This window comes from Chromobacterium sp. IRSSSOUMB001, from assembly GCF_023507765.1.
In the GTDB taxonomy this organism is placed as follows: domain Bacteria; phylum Pseudomonadota; class Gammaproteobacteria; order Burkholderiales; family Chromobacteriaceae; genus Chromobacterium; species Chromobacterium haemolyticum.
In genome coordinates this window covers 95,322-119,744 of the sequence record NZ_JALCYU010000003.1, presented here as the reverse complement: position 1 = coordinate 119,744, position 24,423 = coordinate 95,322, and the positions used below count along the sequence as shown (strand labels likewise).

Below are 24,423 nucleotides of genomic sequence, written 5' to 3'. Positions count from 1 at the left end.
TCCCCACATCACATCACCTCTTGACGGTCGGTTTGCGGAACAAGGCCGTCGCGCGGCGCGGCCGCTTGCGGCTCGCGGGTCACCGACAGCTTGCCGTCGCGCAGCTCCACGATGCGACGGACATGCTGCAGCAGCCGGTCGTCATGGGTGGAGAACACGAAGGTCACGCCCTGCTCAGCGTTCAATTGCTTCATCAGTTCCACCAGCGCGATGGCGTTGGCGGTGTCCAGGCTGGCGGTGGGTTCGTCCGCCAGGATCAGCTGCGGGCGCGTCACCAGCGCGCGCGCCACCGCCACCCGCTGGCGCTGGCCGCCGGAGAGCTGGTCCGGACGGAAGCCGGCGAAGCGCTCCAGGCCCACGGCGCGCAGCGCCTCGGCGACGCGCTGGCGCGTTTCCTGCCGCGACAACGCGTGCAGATGCAGCGGCAGGGCCACGTTTTCCTCCGCGGTCAGTACCGGGATCAGGTTGAAGTTCTGGAAAATCATGCCGTAGGTGCGGCTGCGCAGCTGGTCCAACGCCGGCTCGCTCAGGGCGTTGACCGCCTTGCCCATCACCCTCATCTCCCCGTCCGAGGGCGAGTCCAGGCAGCCGATCAGATTGAGCATGGTGGTCTTGCCGCTGCCGCTGGGGCCGGTGATGGCGACGAAATCGCCGGGCTGGACGTGGAAGTCGACGCCATCGAGCGCCACCACCTCGACATCGCCAAGCTGGTAGCGCTTGGTGACCGATGCAAATTCAACTAGGTACACGGCAATCCTCCGATAAGGTCTTGATCAGGTTTAGAAATGAATTTCCAGCGCCAGGTAGGCGTTGCGCGGCAACGCTCTGGTCTGCTTCAAATCGTCCGTCACCCGGCTGCGCGACACGCCCAGGTAAACGGTGGCGGCGTCGCCGGGGCTGAAGGACAGCTCGACGAAGGCGTCGGAGCTGGGCCGGTCCAGCCCCTGTTGCCAGCGCGCGGTCAGTCCCCAGCGCCGATCGCCGAACAGCTTGGGCCAGGTGGTCTGCAGCAGCGCGTAACGCTGCTGCGCGAACGGATGCAGCGGCCGGTTGTGCGAGGGCTTGCTGCCGCTGGACGGCGCCGCGGCCCGTAGCGGATTGGCCCACTCCTCTGGCGTCATCGCGTAGCCGTTGTAAATCAGCTCCAGGCCGATCTCGGCGCCGGAAGCCAGGCCGTAGCGCAGGCCCAGCGTGCCGTCCCAGCGCCAGCTCTCGTCGTCCTGGGCCAACCACGGTCCGGCCGTGTCGCGGCGCGCGTAGCCACGCGAGGCTGCGAACTCGCCGCTGAGGGTCCAGGCGTCGTTCAGGCCGTACTGCGCATAGCCGCCGAAATACGGCTGGAAACCGCCGCCGCCGGCGAGCACCGCGCCCACAGTGGCCGCCGGCTGGTCTATCCAGCTCCATTCGCCACGCGCCAGCATGAACAGGCCGTTGCTGTCGCGGACGCCCGGCTCCGGGTCCAGATTGGGATTGGCCGCCAGCAGATTGAGCCGGCCGCGCTCGGATAGCGGCAGGCTGGCGAAAGCCATCGGCTTGCCGGCGATTTCACGCCGCGGCGTCACCGCTCCGTTGTCCGGAAACAGCCGGTTGGTGGGGCTGTACAACATCGATGGCCCCCAACCTAGCAGACGCTTGCCGGCGCCGATCTCGCCGCGGCCCACCGGCACGATGGCGTAGCCTTCCATCAACGGCTCCGGCCGCTGCGACTGCAGCGCGTCCGGCTTGGACTCCTCATCCAGCCAGAAGCGCGGCTTCAACACCGCGCGGCTGCCGTCGCAGGCGCCGCCCTCGCATTTCAGGCGCAGATCCAGCCTCAACTCGACGCCGCTGAGCCGACTGACGCCGCCGCCCAGCGCCGGATACAGCCGGCCGCTCTCATGGATCAGCTGCAGCAGCGCGTCATGCTCAAGCCGCAGACCGCCGGCCGCCTCGACGACACCGTCGGCCCGGCTCGCGTCGGCGCCCAGCGCCAACAGCGCGCAGCTCAGGACGGCCGCAATTCGGTAACGGAAACGGCTGCGCATGCCAGACTCTCGGTGGCGGTGGCGGAAGCCTGTAATTGCGCGTTGTAGCGCTCGCGCAGGCGGCGTTTCAGGGTTTTGCCGGTGGCGCCGATGGGGAAGTCCTCCCAGGGCAGGACCCACAGATGGGCCAGTTGCTGCTCCGGCCCCAGTTGGCGGTTCAGTTCCCGCAGCAGGACATCCGCCGCCACCGGCGCGGCGTCCTCGCGCCAGGCCACCGCCGCCGCCGTACGCTCCGGCGCGCCCGGCTCCGGCCGCACGCCGAACACCGAGACGTCCAGCACGCCATCGCGCTTGAGCAGCACCTCTTCCAGCGGCAGGGTATATACCGCCCCGTCCGAGGCGTGGATCACGTCCACTTCGCGGTCCAGGTGGATCATTTCTCCGTCGGCGGCCTCGCGCACCACATCGCCGGTGAACCACCAACCGTCGCGAGAGGAGGCGTACAGTACGTCGTGCGCGTTCCAGTAGCCGCCGAACATGCTCTTGCCCTTGATCATCAGCAGGCCGGGACGACCCTTGACCACCGGCAACCCCTCGCTGTCCGCTACCTTGATCTGCGGCCCCAGCGGCGTCTTGCGGCCGACGCGGCGATCGAAACAACGGGTCCACGGCGTGGCGATGCGCAGCAAGGCGGCGATGCCCACCTCGCTGGAGCCCAGGCCGTCGATGAACAGCGAGCCGCTGACCGGCAGGCCCAATCGCCGGAAAAACGAACCTTTGGGCAAGAACGTCCGTTGCTGGACTTCATGGCTGGCGTCGGCCGTGGAACCCCAGATGCGCACGCTGCTCAGTGGTCGCTTGGCGGCGCCGGCGATCATCAGCTGGGTGTAGGTGATAGGGAAGCTGAAGAATACGGTTGGAAGCCGCTGTTCCAACTGCCGCAACAGGCCCTGCGCGTCCAGGTCGCCATTGATGATGCAACGCATACCTATCAGCAGGGTGTTGTGCAGATAAAGCTGCGATACCTGATGGTTCATCGGCAAGGCGAAGCATGCCAGGTCGCGCGGCGATATCAGGTTGAACAGCATGGTCGAGCGTAACGATTGGGCGATGCCCTCGCTCTTGAGTATGACGCCTTTGGGAGTGCCGGTCGTGCCGGAAGTATGGACAATGTATAGCGGATCGTCGGGGCCTCGCGCCGCGCGCGGCACGGTTCGGGGGCACTGCCGCAGCAGTTCGGACAGCGCGTGGACGCAACCTTCTGCCGCCGGTGCGAGTCCATCGGCCAGCACGGCTTGATGAACGCAGGCCGGTATGTACGGACGCACGCGTTCCCAGTTGACGCAGTCGGCGATCAACAGGCTGGCACCGACCCGGGACAGGTACAGGCCGGCGGTCTCGGGCGGTACGTTGGCGTTCATCGGCACGGCAATGGCGCCAAGTCGGATAGCGGCGACAGAGAACAGGAAATAGTCGAAGTCGTTGGCTTTATAGATAGCCACCCGATCGCCGGGCGCCACGCCCAGGCTGTGCCAGCAAGCGGACAACGCATTGACGGTGTCGAGCAATTGCCCGGCGGTCCAGACCCGGCGGTCGGTCCAGCGCAGCGGCCGGGCCAACTCGATCAACTCGCGTAAGCCATGGCGCCGCGCGGCGGTTTCGAGCACGGTGTCGATACGGTTGTCCCAGCGGACCAAGAGCGTTAGCCGGACAGGAAACCCCAAATGGACGAAAGCGAAGATAAGGTAGCCCAGCACGGCGAAAGCGAGGGTGGCAAAGAAGTAGCTCATGGCGGCATCCGTCCGGGATAGAGAGTCAGCTCGAGTTCGTCGAGCAATCGCTGCAGTCGATTCAGCAGAGGCGCGGCGAATTGCTGGCCGATATCGCTGAATGCGGCGCGACGGTAGACCACGTCCAGCTGCATCTGTCCATTGACCGTTGGGGTATAGAGAATGAAGTCGTACGGTGGCACCACGCAGCCAAAGCCGATGAACTGCCGGGTGGGGTGCCGCGGTGAACCGAAGCTCGAGAAATCCTCCTCGATGCGCCCGGGGTTGGAGTAGCAGACGTTGGTGCCTTGGCAATAGTCGAGCAGTTTGCGTGCGAGGCCGTGCAGCGATGGGATGCGCAGCGCCAGCAGCAGAGATTCCAGCCGGCCGAGTTCGTCGCTTACTTGCCGATCCGCCCGCGCCGCGCCGATGGCCCGATGCACGGCATGGACCAGCGCGCTCGCCGCGAGCCCCTGGCGGATGCGGATCTTGCTGGGCACCAGATAATTGCGGAAGCTTTGGTCGTAATGTTCGTCGATCAGCCGGCGCAGACTGACGGCGCAGGTGATTCTCAACATACCCCGGCCATGCCCATTGCTTTGTTCGAGATGCCGTGCCAGCGCGGCGCACAGCAAGGTATTGAGGGTGACGCCGCTCGCGCGCGCCACGCGCGCCAGCCGAGCGGACAGTGCCTCGGGGATGACGCTGTGAAAAAAATCCAACTCGCCGATATCCGCTTGTGCGGCGCGCCCCTCCCAGCGCGAGCCGGTCAAAGGCACGCGCAAGCCGATATCTCGGTGCACCAAATCGGCGGCCACACTGCAAAAGCCGCGTAGCCAGCGCATGGTTCGCGCCAGTGGACGATACCAATCCGGCCGGATCTCGGGCAGGGTATTGAAAGGCAGCGGTTTGATGACGGGCGGCATGGCCGTCGCGCCGCTCAAATGGGCGTAATGATCGATGATGCGCCGAAACAGCAGGCTGTCGCTGCGCGCGTCGGCCACGCCGTGGTGCGTACTCAAATAGACGCAGCTGCTGCCGCGATCCATCGAGGTGACCAGCAGCAGTTGAATGGGCGGACGCTCGCGCCAGTTTAGCCTGTTGTGAAAACTGAAATCCATCAGCAGCCGGCGCAAGGCGGCGTCGCCGAGGTCGCAGCGGCCCTCGTACTCGCGATGCGCTACCAGGCGGTGCAACTGAATGAAGACGTCGGTGCGCAGCTCGGCGTGGCCAGGGCGTGGTTGTGCGCGCAACAGTGGGATGCTGGACATGGCTAGACGCACGCTTTGTTCCAACAGCGATGCGTCCAGGCAGCCTTCAACGACGAGAATCTGGTTGGTGTTGACGTTGGTCAGTTCGCCCAAGTGGACGAATAGCTCCGACAAGGCATCAAGTCGCCGTGCCTCCGCAACAGTCGCGCGGACAGGTTGCGTGGCGGTCTGAGAGATCACGGCGTTTCTCCTCAGTTCACTTCCGCCATCGCGGCCTGTTCAGCCGCGACGTCGTCGGCATACCAAAGGCACATCGTGCGCAACGCCTCAAGCGACAGCGGTGACAGCGGCGTACTGCGTTCGGTGGCGGCGTCGAGCAGGCTTCGGTCGAATTGCCATATCTGGTTTGCGAACGGACGATTCGGCTCCACCGCGCGATTGAACTTCAGCTCCAACGCCGAAGTCGGCGTGCCCAGCACTGCGCGCAGACCGGCCACCTCGCCCCACATGTGCACCAGTTCCTCCAGGCGCGCACCGTTGCCGCCAGCGCAATGGAACACCTCGAAGTCGCGTCCCTGCTGCTCACGCAGCGTCAGTGCGCAGGCGTCTGCCGCCAGCTGGTCGATGGCGATGCAGTCCAGATGACTGTCGGCCACCAAATCGACCGCCAACTCCTTGAGGCCGGCTTGGGCTGCAGCCACCATGGCGCAGGGGAACATGTAAAAACCAAAGCCGTTGCGCAGCGCCCAACCGCTGCGACTGTGGCCGACCACGATGCTGGGGCGGAACAGGGTGACCGGCAGGCCGTGACGGTGAAACAGCAGATGCAACGAGTGCTCGGCGCTCCATTTGGTCGTCTGGTAGGTGTTGATCATGTGGCTGCAGGCGTGCAGCTCCTCCTTGACGAGGCCGCCTTCCATACCCACCACGTAAGCGGTGGAGACGTAATAGAAACGGCGGCAGTCGGGAGCGTTGCGGCTTAGCAATTCGTACAGCCGGCTGGTGTTGCCAACGTTGGTGGCAAAGGATTGCGACAGCTTGCGGGGGGAGTAGCTCATTTCCGCTGCCACGTGCCACACCTCGGTGACGCCGGCAAGCTTTGCGTCGTCCAATACGTCTTCTAGGTAGGAAAAGTCGACGTTGACGACGTCCAGATGGTTCGCCAGTACGCCGTGGATATCGAGTCCGGAGCCTTGCGCCGCAGCCACCACCGCGTTGATGGTGCGCATACCGTCGGGGTCGTTGCGCGATACGGCCAGTACGCGGGCGCCGCGCGCTAGGAAGTTTGCCGCCAGGGCGCTGCCGACAAAGCCGGTGACGCCGGTAATCAGAATCTGATGCATTTGATGCTCCTCATTGCGCGATGAGCCGTCGAAGCGCCCCGTGCGGGACGCTTCCGCTGCGGGTCAGAGTTCGATGATGTGTTCGTCCACCTTCACACCCACGTGGCGCCCCGGCTCAGTGCCGAAGCCCAGCACGCGGTCACCCGGCTTCAGCTCAGTGACATTGCGCGGCTTGGCGTCGTCGGAGAACACGCGCACGTGCCAATCATCCTGCATGATGATGTTGACCTTGCGGTTTTGCGGGAAGGTGGCCTCGATCAGCAAGAGCGGGCGGATTTCGGTCTTGGTGCGGCCGACGAAGATCTGGCGGGTTTCGCCGCGGGCGTTCACCGTGGTCAGCGCGCTGCCAGCGCGCAGCTCGCTGATATAACTGGTGCGGTCATTGACCTGGAACACATAGCTGTGTACCGAGGCGGCGTTGATGCGGAACGGACGCAGTTCCATATAAGGCAGATGGAAGACTTCGGGACAGCACAGAATCCCACCGGTGGAAGTGGAGCCCACCAGGATGCCTTCGTCCGGGTTGAACATATGGGTGGTGTCGATGCAGGCGCGGTAGCCCAGACCCAAGTGGGTGATGCGCTCGATGACGCCCACCTGAATATCGATGCGCGGCGTGGCCTGCGCATCCATCTTGTGGGCGAAGCGGTCGAACTGCTCCATATCGGTAAAGGCCACCAGCACGCCGTCGCTGCCCAGCTCCAGCACGCCCTGCGCGATCATCGCGTCATCCACGTCCTGGTTCACTTCCTTGAGCAGCACGGTATTGGTCTTGTGCAGCTCTGCGATCACCAGTTCCAGCGGAATATTGGTGGGGTCCTTGAACGACACCATCAGGAAGTCGTAGTGCATGCCATCGTGGAAGGAGGCGTGCAAGGAGACCGCGTTGTCGACATGGGCGCGCCAGCTGGTGCGGAAACCGGCGGCGCGGGCGGCGGCCAGCAAAGAGGGCTGGCTGCTGGAAATCACCGATACCTGGATCAGCTCCTTGCCGGCGGTCGGCGCGATCTGCGCAGACAACTCGGCCCACTGCTCGGCCGATTCGACATGCAGCACGCGCTGCAAGCGCGGCGACACCGCCTGGCTCAGCGTTTTCAAATTGACGGCGTAGAGCACGATGCCGTTGTAGCGGCCTTGGCCCAGACGCTGGATGATGGCACGGCAGCCCTCTTCACCCAGCCCCGCCAACACCTTGGAGTCGTACCACAGCACATTGCCGTCGTTGCTACGCATCTCGGTGGTGAACGGGGACAGCGCGGCGTTACTCGGCGGCACCGGCTCTCGCGGCGTCGTGGGATGGCATTGATCCGCCTGCTTGTCGTTGGCCGCAGCCTTGTCGGCCACTGCGGTTTTTTCCGCGCTCGCGGACGGTCGTTTGCTCAGGGTTTGTTCCATGGTGGTTCCCGGTGGTTTAGCAACAGCGGTTGCGAGAAAAAGAGACAAACAAAGTCCGGTTCACTGCCAAGCCCGGATGACGCCGGGCGGAGCCGGCGGCATCGAAAATACGGACGGGGCCACCGCGCGGCGGTTGGCCGCGGTCAGAGGCACCGACAACACCAGCGCCTCGTCCACGCCGAAGCGAGTTGGCGCCGACAGGGCCTGCGCCCGAATGTCGAGCAGGGCGAACAAGCGCCGCACCGTCGGGGTGGTAACCATCACATAGCGATGGATCTCACGTTCCCGAGCGAAACCGGCCAGTTGATGCAGCGCGGCGCGGATATGCTCCAGCCGCTGCGCGTGGTCACAACAGGAGCCGTCCGGGTTCAGCGCGAAACGGGAGATTTCCCAAGCCTGCGCGTCGGCTGGAATCGACCGGCCGGCCAGCAGCGACGAAAACACGTCGCGCAACATATTCGGCCCCAGCGTCGGCAGCAGCCGCATACAGCCCTGCACGCCGCCGCCGCGGCTTTTCATCAGCAGATAATGCGGATCGAGCTCATCGTAGCCATCCCGCTCCATGCCGTTTTCCACCCGCACATCCCAACCCATGCGGTCGTAAAAAAACCGGGCGCGCAGCCGCAGCATGTTTTCAAGGTCAGCCACCGGCAGCAGCTCACGCCGGACAATCTGCACATTCAAAGCGGAACCATTCATTCGACACATCGCTTTCCACATCGCGGGACAGGCCGCGCCGGACTCCAAACCGCGGGCGCGGACCCGGATTCATAAAATATTCATTTTTTCTTTCATTAGCTTGCGGGTCGAATCGAACAGCAAACCGGGCTGTCCGACCTAGCTTGCATCGTAGGGATGCGGCAGGGGCGGGCGTAAGCTAGCAGAACTGTTAGGTTGGCCAAGGACGAACGGCGCGGTGGCGCTTAGCGCCGGCGGTGATGGTGGAAAGACGAAAGGCCCGCGTAGCGGGCCTTTAACGCCGGTTTTACGGCACGGAAACGATGGAGCGGCGGTGGAAAACACCGGATGGCCGTCTTGACGCCCCAATCAGGGAGCCCAGCCGGCGACGGCGATAACTGACCCATGGGACAGTGTCTCAGCCAAGTCACCTCAGGAACTTGCCCGCTCCCACGACGGCGGTTCGCCTCCCAGCCGTCTATCGATGAACTCCAGAAAGGCGCTCCCCTTGGCCGGCACGTGCTTGCGCTCGGGGAATACCGCATAGACCGCGTGCAAGGGCAAGGGATAGCGCTCCAGCGGTAGCAAGCGTTAGCTGACACACAGCCTAGGCGCACTGACAACGCTAAAGCGGAGGTGCGCGAGCGCCGGACGCGGCCATCCCGCCGCCACCGGCCGACCTCCGCGCTAGACCTACCTGGACGAACTGCCCGACGCTCTGCGCCGAGGCGCTGGCCGCGGCGGCAGTCAACAGCCCGCTGACGCAGGCCTGGCCTTGGCCAGTGGTGGCCAGCGACAGTTTAGTGGTTTTGATGGCTTGCGGCGGTTTCCTGGTCGACTTCATACAGGGATCGCCCACGGGTTTCGCGCGCGACAGCCATCGCCAGCGTTGATAGCACAGCAGCGATCAGCACATAGATGGCGATTGGCGTTGAGCTTTGATATTCCTTGAGCAGGCTGATAGCGATTAGCAGGGCTAGCGAGCCGGCGACGATGGGCGCACTTTGATAGCACAGCGATAGCGCGGTATAGCGCACATGGGTGGGGAAGATTTCGGACACCAGCGCCGCGTAGGGTGCATAGGTCATTGAGTGCACCAGCAGCCCCAGGATGATGGCCAGTATGATCAGGCTGTCCTGGCCGGTGTTCATCAGCGGGAAGGCGATAAAGCCCCACAGGCCTGCCAGCACCGAGCCGGCCAGATAGATCGGTTTGCGGCCAAGCCGGTCGGAGAGATAGCCCATCAGCGGGATGAAGAAGAAATGCAGCGCGTGGGCGCCGAACATCAGCAACAGTATCTGGCTGGTGTCCTTATTCAGCGCCAGCTTCAGATAGGTGATGGAGAAGGTAGTGATGATGTAGTACAGAATGTTTTCCACCAACCGCGCGCCCAGGCCCACCAGCACGGCGCGCCAGTGATATTTCAGTACTTCGACCAGGCCGGGCTGGCGTTTGGCCTGCTGCTCAAACTTGGCTTGCGCTTGTTTGAAGATCGGCGCGTCGTCAACGCTGCTGCGCACCCAATAACCGATCAGCACCACCACGGCGGAAAACCAGAAGGCAATGCGCCAGCCCCAGGCTAGGAAGTCAGCCTCGGATAAGTTGCTCGACAGCAAGAGCAACACGATGGTAGCAATCAGGTTACCGGCGGGGACACCGGCTTGCGGCCAACTGGCCCAATAGCCGCGACGGTCGGCCGGGCTGTGTTCGGACACCAGCAAGATGGCGCCGCCCCATTCGCCGCCAAAGGCAAAGCCCTGTATCAGCCGCAGTATCACCAGCAGAATCGGCGCGGCATAGCCTATGTTGTCGAAGCCGGGCAGACAGCCCATTAAAAAGGTGGTGACACCCACCATGATCAGGCTGAGCTGCAGTAAATGCTTGCGACCATATTTGTCGCCCAGATGGCCAAACACCAGGCCGCCCAGCGGCCGGGCGAGAAAGCCCACGGCATACAGCGCAAAGGCGGCGATCAGGCCGTCGATCTGACTATTGCCTCGGGCGAAGAACAGCGGGCCGAACACCAGTGCGGAGGCGGTGCCGTACAAAAAGAATTCATACCACTCGGCAATGGTGCCTATCATCGCCGCCGCGACGACTTTGCGCAGACCGCTGGGGAGGGCGGCGGACGGCGGGCGGCGGGGTGTCGCTGGTATTGGATGTCATGCTGTCTCTCCTCGGTGCTGGTTGTCGTGTTGCTACCTTGCTGTGATGTATTCAATCATCCTAACTGGACCGCCTGACCGGCCTTGAGCGCCCGGCGCTGACCCAGTTGCTGGGCGCTGCGCTGCTTCTGGCCGGGTTGTGGCTGGCCAGACGTCCGCGCACCGGCGCGCGCGCCTGAACCGACGCCGAGAATCGCCGTGCAATGCTTGCTATGCTGAAAGTCCACCCCGCGCGGCTAAAAAACCATGGTTCCACCCCAAGACCCTCATCCCGAGCGCCAGCTGTACCGCGACGCGGACGGCCGCTATTGCGCGCGGCTGGGCGGCTATCAATTCAGCAGCGTCTTCCAGCCTCTGTTCTACCGCAGCGGCGGCGTGTTCGGCTATGAAGCGCTGCTGCGCGTGCGCACGCAAGACGGCCAGACGCCGCCCCCCGACGCCTTTTTGTCCGGTCTGACGCCGGAACTGGCGCTGGAAGCCGACCAACTGGCCCGGCTGATCCACATCCGCAACTTCGCGCAAAGCGGCCAGTCCGGCTGTCTGAGCCTAAACCTGTTGGCCCAGACAGCGGTGGTGGACAACCACGGCCGCAGTCACCTTCCCCTGCTGCAAGGCCTGCTGGACTCCTTGGAGCTGGACAGCGCCGGCGTAATTTTCGAGTTGCCGGAATACGAGGTGGAACACCACGGCCAACCGTTGATCAACAGCCTGCGCCTGACCGCCGAGGCGGGCTTCGGCCTGTCGGTGGACGACTTTGGCGCGGTGGCCGCGCGTCACGGCAAGGTCAAATCGTTGTGCCCGGACCTGATCAAGATCGACCGCAGCCTGCTGCTGGACTATATGTCCGGCGAACGCCACCGGCTGCCGGTGCTGCTGGAACTGGGCTGGCAGATAGGCTGCCGCATGGCGGTGGAAGGCATTGAGAGCCGGGAACAACATCTGGCCATGCAGGAGCTGGGCGTAGAGCTCTATCAGGGCTTCTATCTGGGCAAACCGGCCGAGTTGCCGGTGACCTGCCAGCTGTGACCGGCGCGGTCCAGCCCTAGGCTGGCCAACGCCAAAGCGGCCAGAGCCGCGCCCAGCCAAACCGGCGCGCGCAGGCTCCAGCCGGCGTCCAGCAGCGCGCCGCCGCCCCAGGATCCCAACATCAAGCCCAGGTTGACCACCGACATGTGCAGGCTGTTCACCATAGGTCCGCTGCCGCCGGTGCGCACTACCCGCGCTACCATCGCCGGATTCATCGGCAAACCAGCCAGGCCCAACAGCAGTACGCAAGCCGCCGCGGCAGCCCGCCATTGCGCCAACAACGCCAGCGCCACCAAAGCAGCCAACAGCGTCAGCAAACCAACGCGCAGCACCCTGCGGGTATGACGATCCGCCCACCTGCCGCTGCATAAATTGCCCGCCACTGTCGCCAGCCCATAACCGGCGAACAGCCACGGCAACGTCGTGGCGTCGAAGCCGCTGATCTGGGTAAACAAGGGCGCCAGGTAGGTGAAGGCGGCGAATACCGCGCCTATAATCAAGCCGCTGCTCAGATAAGCCGCCCACAAGCTGCCACGCGCCAGCCGTCGGCCTTCTTCGCCCAGGCTCAAGGCGCGCGGCGCGGAGCCGGACGGCGTCAGCGCGGCAATGCCCGCCGCGGCCAGCGCCACCATCATCGCCACGAGCCAAAAGCTCAAGCGCCAGCCCCAGTGCTGATCTACCCAGGCAGCCAGCGGCAAGCCGGCCACCGAAGCCAGCATCAAGCCGTTTAGCACCAGCGCGGCGGCGCGCGCCACCCGATGTTCGCCCACCAACTCCGCCGCCAAGGCCAGCGCCACGCCGAAAAAGGCCGATTGCGCCACGCCGCAGATCAGCCGCGACCACAGCATCTGTTGGTAATCTCCGGCCTGCGCCCCCAAAACCTGGCCAGCCAGGAACAAGAGCAACAGACCAATGAGGCTGTGCTTGCGCCGCGCCGCGCGCAGCAGCCAGGTCAGCGCCGGCCCGCCCAGCACGACACTGGCGGCGAAGGCCGACACCAGATTGCCCACCGCCGGCAAGCCGACGCCCAAGGCCGCCGCCAGCGACGGCATCATCCCCGCCACCATGAACTCCGACGTCGCCATCGCGAAAATGCATAAACCCAGCAGATACACCGTTGCCGGCATCGCCGCCTCGCCGCTCTTGCCTGTCATCCCGCTTCTCCCGTATCGCACATGAACGAGGGCTTATGCTAGATTCCTTGGCGACACGGAAAAATAGTCTTCAATTCCATACATAACGGAACTTGATTCCGTAATTTCGAGGCAAACCATGGAGAAAATGAGCGGCATCGAGTTGTTTGCCCACATCGCCCAGCAAGGCAGCCTGGTGGCCGCCGGGCGGCAATTGGGCATTTCCGCCTCCGCCGCCGGCAAAGGCCTGGCGCGGCTGGAGGCGCGCTTGGGCGCGCGTCTGGTTCAACGCAGCACCCGGCGGCTGACCTTGACCTCGGCCGGCGAGCAATACCTGCAACGTTGCCTGCGCATTCTGGACGAAGTGGAAACGGCGGAGCGCGAGTTGCAACAAGAGCAGGCCGCGCCGCGCGGCCGGCTGAAGGTAGGCCTGCCGCACGAATGCGGCGTGCTGGCCCCGCTGCTGGCCGTCTTCATGCAAGACTATCCGGAGATCGAACTGGATCTGGACTACAGCGACCGTCTGGTGGACGTGATAGGCGAAGGCTTCGATGTGGTGATTCGCGGCGGCGAACCGGGAGACTCGCGCTTGAGCGCGCGGCGGCTGGGCGCTTACCGCATGCGGCTGGTGGCCGCGCCGGCCTACTTCGCCCGCTGCGGCGAGCCGGCGTCGCCGATGGATCTGACGAAGCACCGCTGCCTGCATTACCGCTATCCGCGCAGCGGCAAACTGGCGCCGTGGCCGCTGGCCGGCCAGGATGAAGACGCGCCGGCGCTGCCGGTCCATGCCTGCGCCAATACCGGCGACGCGCTGATCCAGCTGGCAGAGCAAGGCGCCGGCATCGCCTGCCTGCCGGACTTCACCGTGCGCCGCCAACTGGCGGACGGACAGCTGCGGGCGCTGCCGGAAGCCTGGGCTGGGCGCAGCGGCGTCCTTTATCTGCTATGGCCCGGTTCGCCCTATCCGCCGCCACGGCTGCGCGCCTTCATCGACTTCTTCGCCAAACGCGGCTTCCCCGGCGGCTGAACCCCGCCGGACTCTGGCTCAGGGCGCCGACACCAGCCGGTCCGCCATAGCCTTGATCGCCCGCATCTGCACCCCGTTCTTCCAGGCGAAATTCACGCCGGTATAGCCGAACCAGTCCCAGCAGCCGTTCGGGTTGCCCGGCGGCATCGCCGTGGTCTGCGGATACAACACGATGATGCGATTGCTATCCGCCCATTCGTTGTAGCCGGCATGGCCGTAGAAAGCGTCACCGACCGCGCCCGCGTACTGGCGGCAACCGTGCAGCGCCACATGCACCTTGCAGGATTCGCCCTCGGCGCAGACGCGCGGCACATAGACATAGCCCTCGTCCGCCAAGCTGCTGCCTGGCGGCGCGTACGGCTTCTGGTCGAAAACCGTCACTTGGCTGCTCAATTGGGCAGCGCGCGGCTGCAAGGGGCCGTAAATCTGCTTCAGGATGGCGCCGGCCTGATCGTAGCCTTCGCCCTTCCAGTCGCAATGGTTGACGTAAGGCGACTTGGTCTCGCCGCAGTCATTGCCGTAAGTGGGCGTAATCTGGGCATGGCCGGCCGGCAGGCCGCGCAGATATTCAATGCGCGCCGCCGGCACCCCCAGCTTGCGGAAATAGCTCTCAGCGCTGTCCACCACCGCCGTCTTCACGGTGTTGTCCTGACTGCCGCTGAACAGATAGACGCGACGCTTGGCCAAATTGGACAAGGGATCGATCTGCCCGCTCAGTGCGAACTGCTGGGTCGCCAATACCAGGCCGCCCACCGCCGGCGGCGGTCCGCTCATGCAGGCCGGCGCGCCCGCCAGCGTGCCCTTGGAACAATAATAGGGCCCGCCCGCCACCACGCCGACGCCGCGCACCGAGGCGGAAAACGCCACCTGATACTGCACCGCCATGAAGGCCCCGGATGACAGGCCGGATACCGACGACTGCCGAGCGTCGCCGCGATACGCCGGCAGCGGTTCCGCCGCCGCAACCATCTGCGCCAACGTCAACGCCAGCGCCCCTCCCCACCACCAGCCCAGTTTCAACATAAGCTCTCCTTTCGCGCGAAGCCCACGCTCCGCCTGGATTATGGCGCTGCCCGCCGGCAAAAATCACCCCAATGTCATGCTTGGTCGGCAAATCGGTCAGCCTTTTTCCAGCCCCCAAGCCCTCATAAGAGCCTGTTCAAAATCTCGCGAGCTGGGGCGAGACAAGGCGAAAACGAGCGAAAAAGCGGAATGTACAAGTGGTACATGAGCATTTTGAACTTGTTTTTAACGCCGTATCGCCGAAGCGCAGCAGACTTTGAACAGGTTCTTACAGCCACCGGCGCTGTCCCGCGCCGCCGCTATTCCGTACTATCCCAGTTCCATCAATGACAAGAAGAACGGCATGCTACCGCTTCCCGCGCCCCCCATCGCCGGTCTGCGCACCTCGCTGCTGATCGGCCTGACGCTGGCGCTCGTCGCCTGCAAAGCCGAGCCGCCGCCGCCCGCCACGAGACTTGACACGGCCAGTTCACCGACCGCCGCCGGCCAGGTGCGCCGCTTGAGCGCCTTGCCGGCCGGCGTCGAACTGCGTGGCAAGTTAAGCGCCGCCTACGGCTGGACGGACAACGCCGGCGAAAACCTGTTGGTGCTGGCGGAGCAACAGGAAGCCCGCGGCGCCGACGGCACCCAAAACGCGACGCTCTACGCCGCGCAATATGTGCTGGGCCAAGACAGGCCGCGAAGGCTGTGGATGCTCAGCGACGGGGTAACGCGTTGCGAGTTCGACGCCAGCGCGGCCTTCGATCTAGACGCCATCGGCTTTCCGGACCTCAACCGCGACGGCGCCTTGGAAACCATTGTCGGCTATCGCAGCGCCTGCGCCAGCGACGTCAGCCCCAATGACTACAAGCTGATCCTTCACGTGGGCAAAACCAAGTACGGACTACGCGGTCTGGACCGCCAAGGCGTGCGCTGGCTGGACCCGGACAGCGGCCACTTGACCGGCCTTCCGCTACCCGACGACTGCAGCCCGCAGGGCCAACGGGCGCTGCAAGCCAAAGGTTGGGAAAAAGACTTCGAACCGCCCTACTTGCCCGGCTGCTACACCGACGAGAACGACTTCACCGCAGCGCCGCCGGTCTTTGCCCGTCACATGCGCCAACAGTGGTTCGCACTCATGCGCCAACAGGAAGAAAGCTGGCTCAAACAACAACATGAATGAGTTCAAGACAGGCTTTCATGCCGCTGACCGTTCGATATACATATCGATAATTCTTACTGAAATAAAATCGGAGCCATCACACACGCGTATCCTAAGGATTTTCATGGCCTCCGATTTTTCCCTCCCGCGGCGCGGCGTCCTTTGCTTATGGCTGAGCCCTACCCTTGCTCTGCCCTTGAGCGCCTGCGCCGCGCCTAAGCAAAATACCGACGCCTCCGTCGAACCCACAGACTAGCAATCTGCCCACTTTGCGCGCCCCCAAGGGGTCGTTAACACTTGTGGCCAGCGGAGGCTGCAACATGCTGTTCAAGGCCGACGCGCCCATGATGATCAAAGTGTTGGCTAATCCCCTCCTGGCCAACAACGCCGCTGTACGCGACAAACAGGCCTACGCCGCCGGTTTCGACACCTTCCGCCTGGGCTACTTCAGCTCACTCCATCTGCCGGCTCGTCTGGCACAGCAGCATCCAGCACAACGCTAAGCCGCGCGCGGGGCGCTGGGCGCCAACCCGCAATCCCCTCCCCTATCATCGCAGCCTCCCCGGCGCCCGTGTCCCTGCATTCTCTTGACTCTCACTATGGCCCCCGGTGTCAGCACGCACTCGCACGACACGTAATTTATTGCAGTAAATAATAAATGTTATTCATTTTAAAATTTACAATCATGGCAATCGATGCCTTTGTTTTGATAGTTTTATATATTTCCATACCCGCCAAAAACCAGGCAAATCCACCTCAAGCCCCCCCGGTCCGGAACGCAAAAAACCCCAGGGGCGCCACCACGCCATCCTGGGGTTGAATTAAGAACCGCTAACAAAACCTCGCAGAAAAACTGCGCCAAGGCACGCCGACGCGCAGCAAATCGTAAACAGGTTCCAAGTCGCAGAGCGAACGGCTCAATTAAGACTCAGGCCAGTACCCAATTTTCGAGACACCGCGCCTCAATCCACACCCCCGCCTCCCACTCCCTCAACCATGACAAAAGCAAGTATTGGCTGACCTCACTCAACAGTGTTTGCCATGTTTATTCCGACAATTCGCGTTTCAACCAGCCTGATTAATGACGGCTTCAATGCGGTAGCCATCCGGGTCCACAACGAAGGCCGCGAAATAATGACTCCCATAATGGGGCCGTAAGCCCGGCACGCCGTTGCAGCGTCCGCCGTGCAGAAGGGCCGCCGCATGAAACGTACGGACCTGCTCGGGTGTGCCGGCGGCAAAAGCCAGATGAAATCCATCTCCGGGGAGCACGAGCTCCGGCACCCATTTAAGAGACAACTGGTCACCCCCGCCTGCTTTGCAGTACCCCACCGCCGTGTCGTGCTCAAACACCCGGCCGTAGTCCAGAGGGGCTAGTGCCGCATCGTAAAAAGCGCCGGAGCGACCCAAATCGTGAACACCGAAAGAGATGTGGTGGAGCCTGTTTTTTTCCAATCGATGAGGTTCATATCAATGGCGAGGCAAGCTACCCAGATCGGCCATACCGCGCGTCATATGGATTGTCATCCCTCTCCATACGACTCCAAGCCCCACCCACGGCCAAAGCAAAGGCCGCCCGAAGGCGGCCTGTTCTCATGCGGCATGGGTATAACGTCAAGACCACCCCAGCCCGGCCAATTCCTCCGCGCTCAGATGCCGCCATTCGCCCTGCGGCAGTTCACCCAGCTCAACGCTGCCCAAGCTGATGCGATGCAGCTGTTCCACGCGGTTGCTGGCCGCCGCCACCATGCGTTTGACCTGGTGGTACTTGCCCTGAGTGATGGTCAGCAGGATCACGTGGCTGTCCAGCTGTTCGATGCTGTCGGCGGCAAACTCCTCTCCTTCATCATTCAGGTAGACCCCGGTTTGCAGCTTGGCGATGAATTCCTCGCTGGCCGCGTGCTTCAACGTGACCTGGTAGCACTTGGGCACCTGCTTCTTCGGAGAGCTGAGCGCGTGCACGAACTGGCCGTCGTTGGTCAGCAAGATCAGGCCGGTGGTGTCCACGTCCAGCCGGCCCACCGCGGTGATGCCCAGATTGCCGAACTGATACGGCAGCAGGCGGTAGATGCCGGGATTGTGCTGCGGCTTGTGCGAGGTTTCGTAATTGGGCGGTTTGTGAAACAGCAGGTAGAGCGGGCCGCTGACCACGTCCCAGGGTTTGTCGTCCACCACCAGTTGCCGGATGTCGGCCAATTCCACCTGCTGGCGGTAGTTGTCGACGATCTCGCCGTTGAGTTCGACCAGGCCATACTCAATCAGCTGCTTGCATTCCTTGCGGCCGCCAAAGCCTTGTTGTTGCAGTAGTCGGTAAAGTTCCATCACTGGATGGTAGCACACCGCCCCTGGCGCGCCCTCCGCCGTCAGGACACCAGCGGTTGCGCCGGATCCGCCACGCACACCCGGTCGCGCCCCTCTTTCTTGGCGCGATACAAGGCGGCGTCGGCAGCTGACACCACACTGCCGGCATCCGTGCCGTGCAAGGGACACAGGGCCAACCCCACCGACAAGGTGACGCGGATGTCGTGGCCGCCGGCGACGATGGGCAAGGCGCGCACATCGCGGCACAGCTGCTGCGCCTTGACGTGTGCGTCGTCCAGCGATGCGCCGGGCAGCAAGATGAAAAACTCTTCGCCGCCGTAGCGACAGACAATGTCGCCGCTGCGAAAAGCATCGCTCAGATGCGCCGCCAGCGCCGTCAACACCGTGTCCCCGCACTGATGGCCGTACTGGTCGTTGATATGCTTGAAATGATCCGCATCGACCATCAACACCGCAACATCCCGATGCACCGCCAGCATATGACTGAGGATGCGCGGCAAAATGTCGTCTAGGTGTCGGCGGTTGAACAGGCCGGTCAGCGGATCGCGCAGCGTCTGTTCGCGCAAACCTTGTTGTAGCAGTTCGATTTCGCTCAGATTCTGGCGCAGCGCCTGATTGGCTTGCAGCAAATCCTGCTCCAGCCGTTTGCGCTCGCTAATGTCGTTGATGCCGTTGATCACGAACCAGCCATCGTCGGCGCGAACCACGGAACAGGAAATCAGCGCCCAGAACTCTCTGCCGTCCGCAGCGCGCAACCGCACTTCCCGATCGCGCACGCAGCCGCCTACGCGCAGCAACGAGGACACGCGCTCGCGCTCGGCAGGGTCCACGTAGAAGTCCTGCACCTTCAGCGGCTTCCCGGGCGCAAGGCGTTCGCGGAACAACTCCTCGGCGCGGACATTGGCGTAAATCAGTTCACCTCCTTGCAAACGGTTCATCGCCAACGGAAACGGCGCGGCGTCCGCCATCAGCCGCAAGCGCGCCTCGCTGTCCTCCAAATCCCGGGTTCGGGCGCGGACCTTGCCCTCCAACTGGCGGTTAACAACTCGTAGTCGGGCCTCGGTACGGCGCAAATCCACCGCCAACGCTCCAAACACCAGCAGGGTGGATGTCTGGATCAGCATCAGCATGCTGAGGGTCAGCAAAGCCTGCTCTCCGTGACCGAAAGCGCCGCGGCCGAACACTCCGCCAACCAAGGCCAGCAACAAAATGCCCAGCGACAAACCATGCGCCAGCCGCAAGCGCTGACGAAACGCGAACCATAGCAAGGGCAGGCTGAAGCAATAAGGCAGCGCGGCGTAGCGCCCGGTGCTGTCGTCTATGCCCAACATGGCCAATCCGGCGGCCAGCAAGGTCAGCCAAGCGATCAGGCCATCCAGCGAGTTGAGCCCGCCCTGGCCTTCTCCAGCCCCAGCGCGCCTCAACAGCAACAGACAAGGCGCCAGGCTGAAGATACCGGCCAGGTCCGCCAACCACCAAGCGATAAAGTGACGACCCAGCGGCAATAAGGGCTGTGGTTGGCCATGCAGCAGGGCCGCCGTGCCGCCCATGGCGGCGATGGCGGCGGCCAGCGCCGCGCCGGCGATGAAGGCCAACACATAGGACAGGCTGTGCAAGGGCAAACGCCGGCCGCAGCGGTAGCGCACCAGCAAGGCGCCCAGCAAGCTGCCCACCGTGTTGGCGCCGGCGATCAACAAGGCGTCCTCCAGCGGTAGCTGGCGCGACGACAGGCTGAACAGCAAGGAGCCCGCAGCCAGTCCCGCGCCGTAGCGCTGGCCGCCGCGCAAGGCGACCGCCATGGCCAGGCCGGCCGGAAACCAGGCTGGCGTCAACCAGGTTTCCGCGTCCATGAAGCCTGCCATCAATAGCCGCGCCAAACCCCAATAGGCCGCGGCGACGCCAAACTGACGCCACGCGGCCGCCAGGAAACCCGCGGCGAAACCCCTCCATCGCTGCATGCCTGTCTCCACCTTCTCTGCGCGCAGCCGCGGCGGCTGACGGACGCGGGAGGCTTTCTCCCGTCCACAAGCCGGATGTGAGCGCGGCCGGTGTTCCAGGCCGTCCCCGAAATGGGGCGCGGGGCGGGAAACGCCGCTTTTTAGTCAATATAGATATTGCGGCGCGATTCCGCCGTCATTTATGGCTTACTAATTTCGTGCGCGCGACAACCGGCTCGCTATCTTGCTGATTCACATCGCGATTGAAGAAATGATACTTATCATCTAAAACGGAATCACCGCTTCGTCATTGCGTTGCGCCACCCCGTAGTCAAACAGGAAGGTCAACGATGCGCTACAGCTCAACTCACAAGACCGAAACCCGTCAACGGATCCTGACCATGGCCTCGCTGCGCTTCCGCGCCGAAGGCGTGGCCAATGTCGGCATCGCCAATCTGATGGCGGATTTAGGAATGACCCATGGCGGCTTTTACGCCCACTTCCACAGCAAGGACGACCTAGTGGCGCAATCCTGTCGCCAGGCGTTGCTGGACATGAACGAGATTTGGCAGGCCCAACTGGAACAGGCGCCCAGCGGCGCCGGGCTGAAACGGCTGGCCAAGGATTATTTGAGCGCGGCGCACAGGGATTTCCCGGACTCCGGCTGCGCCGCGGCTGCGCTGGCCGGGGAGTTGGCTCGTCACGACAAAGCCACTCGCCAGGCGTTTTCCGAGGGATTGCAGGCCTTGCTGCACACCTTGCGCCAAGCGCAACAATGTGACACGGTGGCCGGCGCGCGACCGGCTCTGGCGCCAGAAGCCTGCCTGGCTCTGATGGTGGGCGCCTTGCTGCTGTCTCGCGCCATCTCGGACGAAACACTGTCCGACCGGCTGCTGAAAAGCGCGGCGGCGGCGTTGGCCTTGCAAACACGGGGCTAGCGTCTCGCGGGCAGGGACGAGACAAGGCGAAAACGAGCGAAAAAGCGGAATGCACGGGTGGTACATGAGCATTTTGAGCTTGTACTCTCCGTGCAACGCTCCACGAAGCGCAGCAGACTTTGAACAAGCTTTTAGACGATATCTAGGTGGTCTATGCCTTCCAGCGGGTCGCGCGACTTGGAACCCTCGCTGTAAAGCTTGATCTTCAGCCTCAGGTCGTTAATGGAGTCGGCGTTGCGCAGGGCGTCCTCGTAGCTGATCAGGTCCGCTTCGTACAACTCGAACAAGGACTGGTCGAAGGTCTGCATGCCGGTCTCGCGCGAGCGGCCCATCACCTCCTTCAGACTGGCGATTTCGCCTTTGAAGATCATGTCGGACACCAACGGGCTGTTGAGCAGAATTTCCACCGCCGCCACCCGGCCGCGGCCGCTTTTGATCGGCACCAGCCGCTGAGAGATGATGGAGCGCATATTCAGCGACAGATCCATCAACACCTGCTGATGGCGTTCTTCGGGGAAGAAGTTGAGAATGCGGTCCAGCGCCTGGTTGGCGTTGTTGGCATGCAGCGTGGCCAGGCACAAATGGCCGGTTTCGGCGAACTGCAGCCCATAACCCATGGTTTCGCGATCGCGAATCTCGCCCATCAGAATCACGTCCGGCGCTTGACGCAAGGTGTTCTTCAAGGCGATGTCCCAATCATCGGTGTCCACGCCCACCTCGCGCTGGGTGATGATGGACTTCTTGTGCTGATGCACGTATTCGATCGGATCTTCGATGGTGATGATGTGGTCGTGGTTGTGGCTATTGCGCCAGTCCACCAGCGCGGCCAGCGAGGTGGATTTGCCTGAACCGGTGCCTCCGACGAAGATCACCAGGCCGCGCTTGATCAGCGCGATGTCGCGCAGCACCACCGGCAGGTTGAGCTGGTCGAAGGTGGGGATTTCAGTGTTGATCTTGCGCAACACCATGCCGGCATGGCCCTGCTGCACATAGGCGCTGACGCGGAAACGTCCCAGACCCGGCGGGTTGATCGCGAAGTTCGCCTCCTTCTTGGTTTCGAACTCCTCGGTCTGCCGGTCGTTCATCACCGCGCGCACCAGTTCCTTGGTGTGCTGGGCGGACAGGGGCTGCGGCGCCACCGGGGTGATCTTGCCGTCTATCTTCATCGCCGGCGGAAAATCGGCGGCGATGAAAACGTCGGAGGCGTTCTTGCCGGTGGCGTGCTTCAGCAGATCCAGTATGAACTTGGAAGCCTGGTCTTTTTCCATGATGAGGTCCCGCGGGTCGCCATTTAAGTGTAGAGCAGCGCCCGCTCAGAATTGATCCTTGTTGGCGGCCTTTTGCCTGGCGTCCGCCGGCGACACCATATTGCGCCGCACCAGCTCCTGCAGGCACTGGTCCAGCGTCTGCATCCCATGCTGCTGGCCGGTCTGGATCATGGAGTTGATTTGAGCAATCTTGTTCTCGCGGATCAGGTTGCGGATCGCCGGGGTGCCCAGCATGATTTCATGCGCCGCCACCCGTCCGCTGCCGTCCTTGGTTTTGAGCAGGGTCTGGGCGATCACCGCGCGCACCGACTCGGACAGCATGGAACGGACCATCTCCTTTTCCCCTGCCGGGAACACATCGACGATGCGGTCTATGGTCTTGGCCGCGGAACTGGTGTGCAGCGTGCCGAACACCAAGTGACCGGTTTCCGCCGCGGTCAGCGCCAAGCGTATGGTTTCCAGATCGCGCAGTTCGCCCACCAGGATCACATCCGGGTCTTCCCGCAAGGCGGACTTCAAGGCATTGGCGAAGCTGTGTGTCTGCAAACCCAGTTCACGCTGGTTGATCAGGCACTTCTTGCTGTCGTGGACGAACTCGATCGGATCCTCGACAGTCAGGATGTGGGAGAAGTGGTTGTCGTTGATGAAATCTATCATCGCCGCCAGCGTAGTGGACTTGCCGGAGCCGGTGGGGCCGGTCACCAGCACCAGCCCGCGCGGAAAAGCGGCGATTTCCTGGAATATCTTGGGCGCGCCCAACTGTTCCAGCGACAACACCTTGGACGGAATCACCCGAAACACCGCGCCCATGCCGCGGTTCTGCACGAAGGAGTTGACGCGGAAACGGGCGATGCCGGGCAGATCGAAAGAAAAGTCGCACTCGAAGGTGTCTTCGAAGATTTTGCGCTGGTAATCGTTCATGATGTCGTACACCATGTCGTGCACGTCATGGTGGTCCATCGGCGGCAGGTTGATGCGGCGGATGTCGCCGTTCACCCGGATCATCGGCGGCAGCCCGGCGGACAAGTGCAGGTCGGACGCCTTGTTCTTGACCGTAAAGGCCAAGAGCTCCGAAATTTCCATAATATAATCTCCACGATGACTGCGACGCCGCCATGGTTTCAGCCGCCAGGCGACTACTTAAAATGAAGTACCGCCGCGCGCCGGCAACGCGTCAAAACAAGACGCCGGCCCACTTCCGGCATTTCCGGCTCTGGCGCTGATTGTAAGCTCAACTCAGCCATTTGGGATATCGCCGTCACCCCATATTATTAACGATGCGCGGCCATGCTGCTTTGTAGAAACCCCAACCCCGGGCAACAAGCCGCATCGCCCGCAGCACACAATTTCACGACGCCATGACAGACTCCATTTCCCAACCCTTGCAGCAAGTCCGCCAGCGCCTGGCGGACGCGGAACACGCCGCCGGCCGGCCGGCGGGAACGGTGCGCCTGCTGGCCGTCAGCAAGACCTTCCCCGCAGCGGACATCGAGCAAGCCTATCTTGCCGGCCAGCGCGCCTTTGGTGAAAACTACGTACAAGAATTGCAGCAGAAGGCCGAGGCGCTGGCCGGCCTGGAGATCGAATGGCACTTCATCGGCCCGTTGCAATCCAATAAAACCCGCGCGGTGGCGGAGTTGGCCCACTGGGCCCACTCGGTTGAGCGGCTGAAAATCGCAGAACGGCTGTCGGCTCAGCGACCAGACACACTGCCACCGCTAAATGTGTGCATTCAGGTCAACGTGTCCGGCGAGGCCAGCAAAAGCGGCTGCGCGCCGGAACAGGCGCTGGAACTGGCGCGCGCGGTGGCCGCCTTGCCGCGCCTGGCCCTGCGCGGTCTGATGTGCATCCCTGAGCCCACGGAGGACACTGCGCGGCTTGCGTCTCAGTTTGCCCTGTTGCGCCAACTACGCGAGCGCTTGAACGCCGAAGGGCTGGCGCTGGACACCTTGTCCATGGGCATGTCCGCCGACATGGCCGTCGCCATCGCTGAGGGCGCCACCATGGTGCGGGTGGGCACCGCCATTTTCGGCGCGCGCCATTATCATTGAATGACATCGGCTTGAAACAGCAGACGTTCAGG

At 63.3% G+C, this 24,423-nt stretch carries 22 protein-coding genes; 6 read left to right on the top strand and 16 right to left on the bottom strand.

Annotation, left to right across the window (positions count from 1 at the left end; all coding sequences use genetic code 11):
• Nucleotides 1-8 precede the first annotated feature (8 nt).
• The 9 genes from MOV80_RS04795 to MOV80_RS04760 all read right to left on the bottom strand — a co-directional run bounded on the left by MOV80_RS04795 (nt 9) and on the right by MOV80_RS04760 (nt 10,444).
• The gene (locus MOV80_RS04795; RefSeq protein WP_118268472.1) at nt 9-749 is read right to left on the bottom strand and encodes an ABC transporter ATP-binding protein; all 741 of its coding nucleotides are present in this window, start codon (nt 747-749) and stop codon (nt 9-11) included.
• 30 nt (nt 750-779) lie between these two features.
• Complete coding sequence (locus MOV80_RS04790; RefSeq protein ID WP_118268473.1) at nt 780-2,024, bottom strand: hypothetical protein; 1,245 nt, start codon at nt 2,022-2,024, stop codon at nt 780-782.
• On the bottom strand, nt 1,985-3,754 hold the full coding sequence (locus MOV80_RS04785; RefSeq protein WP_118268474.1) for a class I adenylate-forming enzyme family protein: 1,770 nt from the start codon (nt 3,752-3,754) through the stop codon (nt 1,985-1,987). Before MOV80_RS04785 ends, MOV80_RS04790 begins: the two co-directional genes overlap by 40 nt.
• Complete coding sequence (locus tag MOV80_RS04780) at nt 3,751-5,184, bottom strand: hypothetical protein (protein WP_162897151.1); 1,434 nt, start codon at nt 5,182-5,184, stop codon at nt 3,751-3,753. The genes MOV80_RS04785 and MOV80_RS04780 overlap by 4 nt, the downstream gene beginning before the upstream one ends.
• An 11-nt stretch (nt 5,185-5,195) precedes the next feature.
• A complete protein-coding gene (locus MOV80_RS04775) occupies nt 5,196-6,287 on the bottom strand; it encodes an SDR family oxidoreductase (protein WP_191186122.1) in 1,092 nt (363 codons plus the stop codon).
• 63 nt (nt 6,288-6,350) lie between these two features.
• Nucleotides 6,351-7,682, bottom strand: coding sequence for a 3-dehydroquinate synthase II (locus MOV80_RS04770; RefSeq protein WP_211104322.1), 1,332 nt, complete (start codon nt 7,680-7,682; stop codon nt 6,351-6,353).
• Nucleotides 7,683-7,742: 60 nt separating this feature from the next.
• Complete coding sequence (locus MOV80_RS04765) at nt 7,743-8,381, bottom strand: acyl-homoserine-lactone synthase (RefSeq protein WP_162897152.1); 639 nt, start codon at nt 8,379-8,381, stop codon at nt 7,743-7,745.
• A gap of 411 nt (nt 8,382-8,792) precedes the next feature.
• Nucleotides 8,793-8,924: a hypothetical protein gene (locus MOV80_RS23420; RefSeq protein ID WP_275897792.1), complete on the bottom strand. Its 132-nt coding sequence runs from the start codon at nt 8,922-8,924 to the stop codon at nt 8,793-8,795.
• Nucleotides 8,925-9,160: 236 nt separating this feature from the next.
• Complete coding sequence (locus MOV80_RS04760; protein ID WP_118268478.1) at nt 9,161-10,444, bottom strand: MFS transporter; 1,284 nt, start codon at nt 10,442-10,444, stop codon at nt 9,161-9,163.
• Nucleotides 10,445-10,771: 327 nt separating this feature from the next.
• On the opposite strand from MOV80_RS04760, the gene MOV80_RS04755 reads away from it, so the two are divergent.
• A complete protein-coding gene (locus tag MOV80_RS04755) occupies nt 10,772-11,551 on the top strand; it encodes an EAL domain-containing protein (RefSeq protein ID WP_081575429.1) in 780 nt (259 codons plus the stop codon).
• On the opposite strand, the gene MOV80_RS04750 is transcribed toward MOV80_RS04755, so the two are convergent.
• A complete protein-coding gene (locus MOV80_RS04750) occupies nt 11,506-12,705 on the bottom strand; it encodes an MFS transporter (protein WP_232060456.1) in 1,200 nt (399 codons plus the stop codon). The two genes, MOV80_RS04755 and MOV80_RS04750, sit on opposite strands and share 46 nt — an antisense overlap.
• 118 nt (nt 12,706-12,823) lie before the next feature.
• On the opposite strand from MOV80_RS04750, the gene MOV80_RS04745 reads away from it, so the two are divergent.
• Nucleotides 12,824-13,711: a LysR family transcriptional regulator gene (locus tag MOV80_RS04745; RefSeq protein ID WP_081575428.1), complete on the top strand. Its 888-nt coding sequence runs from the start codon at nt 12,824-12,826 to the stop codon at nt 13,709-13,711.
• 18 nt (nt 13,712-13,729) lie between these two features.
• On the opposite strand, the gene MOV80_RS04740 is transcribed toward MOV80_RS04745, so the two are convergent.
• Nucleotides 13,730-14,734: a PHB depolymerase family esterase gene (locus tag MOV80_RS04740; RefSeq protein ID WP_052051859.1), complete on the bottom strand. Its 1,005-nt coding sequence runs from the start codon at nt 14,732-14,734 to the stop codon at nt 13,730-13,732.
• A gap of 343 nt (nt 14,735-15,077) precedes the next feature.
• Here MOV80_RS04740 and MOV80_RS04735 point away from each other — a divergent pair, with 343 nt between their 5' ends.
• Both MOV80_RS04735 and MOV80_RS04730 read left to right on the top strand, forming a co-directional pair.
• Complete coding sequence (locus MOV80_RS04735) at nt 15,078-15,896, top strand: hypothetical protein (protein WP_052051908.1); 819 nt, start codon at nt 15,078-15,080, stop codon at nt 15,894-15,896.
• A gap of 299 nt (nt 15,897-16,195) precedes the next feature.
• Nucleotides 16,196-16,378: a hypothetical protein gene (locus MOV80_RS04730; RefSeq protein WP_107732152.1), complete on the top strand. Its 183-nt coding sequence runs from the start codon at nt 16,196-16,198 to the stop codon at nt 16,376-16,378.
• A 562-nt stretch (nt 16,379-16,940) separates the two neighbouring features.
• On the opposite strand, the gene MOV80_RS04725 is transcribed toward MOV80_RS04730, so the two are convergent.
• The 3 genes from MOV80_RS04725 to MOV80_RS04715 all read right to left on the bottom strand — a co-directional run bounded on the left by MOV80_RS04725 (nt 16,941) and on the right by MOV80_RS04715 (nt 20,155).
• Entirely contained in the window at nt 16,941-17,330 is a 390-nt protein-coding gene (locus tag MOV80_RS04725; RefSeq protein ID WP_043589328.1) for a VOC family protein, read from the bottom strand.
• A 159-nt stretch (nt 17,331-17,489) separates the two neighbouring features.
• Nucleotides 17,490-18,197 carry a 16S rRNA pseudouridine(516) synthase gene (locus MOV80_RS04720; protein ID WP_107732153.1) on the bottom strand — a complete coding sequence of 236 codons (708 nt, stop codon included), beginning with the start codon at nt 18,195-18,197 and terminating at the stop codon, nt 17,490-17,492.
• Nucleotides 18,198-18,238: 41 nt separating this feature from the next.
• Complete coding sequence (locus MOV80_RS04715; RefSeq protein ID WP_052051858.1) at nt 18,239-20,155, bottom strand: diguanylate cyclase; 1,917 nt, start codon at nt 20,153-20,155, stop codon at nt 18,239-18,241.
• Nucleotides 20,156-20,484: 329 nt separating this feature from the next.
• On the opposite strand from MOV80_RS04715, the gene MOV80_RS04710 reads away from it, so the two are divergent.
• On the top strand, nt 20,485-21,072 hold the full coding sequence (locus MOV80_RS04710; protein WP_043589326.1) for a TetR/AcrR family transcriptional regulator: 588 nt from the start codon (nt 20,485-20,487) through the stop codon (nt 21,070-21,072).
• Between the two features lie 131 nt (nt 21,073-21,203).
• Here the strand turns inward: MOV80_RS04710 and MOV80_RS04705 are convergent, their stop codons facing one another.
• Both MOV80_RS04705 and MOV80_RS04700 read right to left on the bottom strand, forming a co-directional pair.
• Nucleotides 21,204-22,340: a PilT/PilU family type 4a pilus ATPase gene (locus tag MOV80_RS04705; protein ID WP_118268479.1), complete on the bottom strand. Its 1,137-nt coding sequence runs from the start codon at nt 22,338-22,340 to the stop codon at nt 21,204-21,206.
• 45 nt (nt 22,341-22,385) lie between these two features.
• Nucleotides 22,386-23,423 carry a type IV pilus twitching motility protein PilT gene (locus MOV80_RS04700; RefSeq protein WP_043589321.1) on the bottom strand — a complete coding sequence of 346 codons (1,038 nt, stop codon included), beginning with the start codon at nt 23,421-23,423 and terminating at the stop codon, nt 22,386-22,388.
• A gap of 275 nt (nt 23,424-23,698) precedes the next feature.
• Here MOV80_RS04700 and MOV80_RS04695 point away from each other — a divergent pair, with 275 nt between their 5' ends.
• Nucleotides 23,699-24,391 (top strand): YggS family pyridoxal phosphate-dependent enzyme, encoded by a 693-nt coding sequence (locus MOV80_RS04695; RefSeq protein WP_118268480.1) that lies wholly within the window; start codon nt 23,699-23,701, stop codon nt 24,389-24,391.
• Nucleotides 24,392-24,423: the final 32 nt, after the last annotated feature.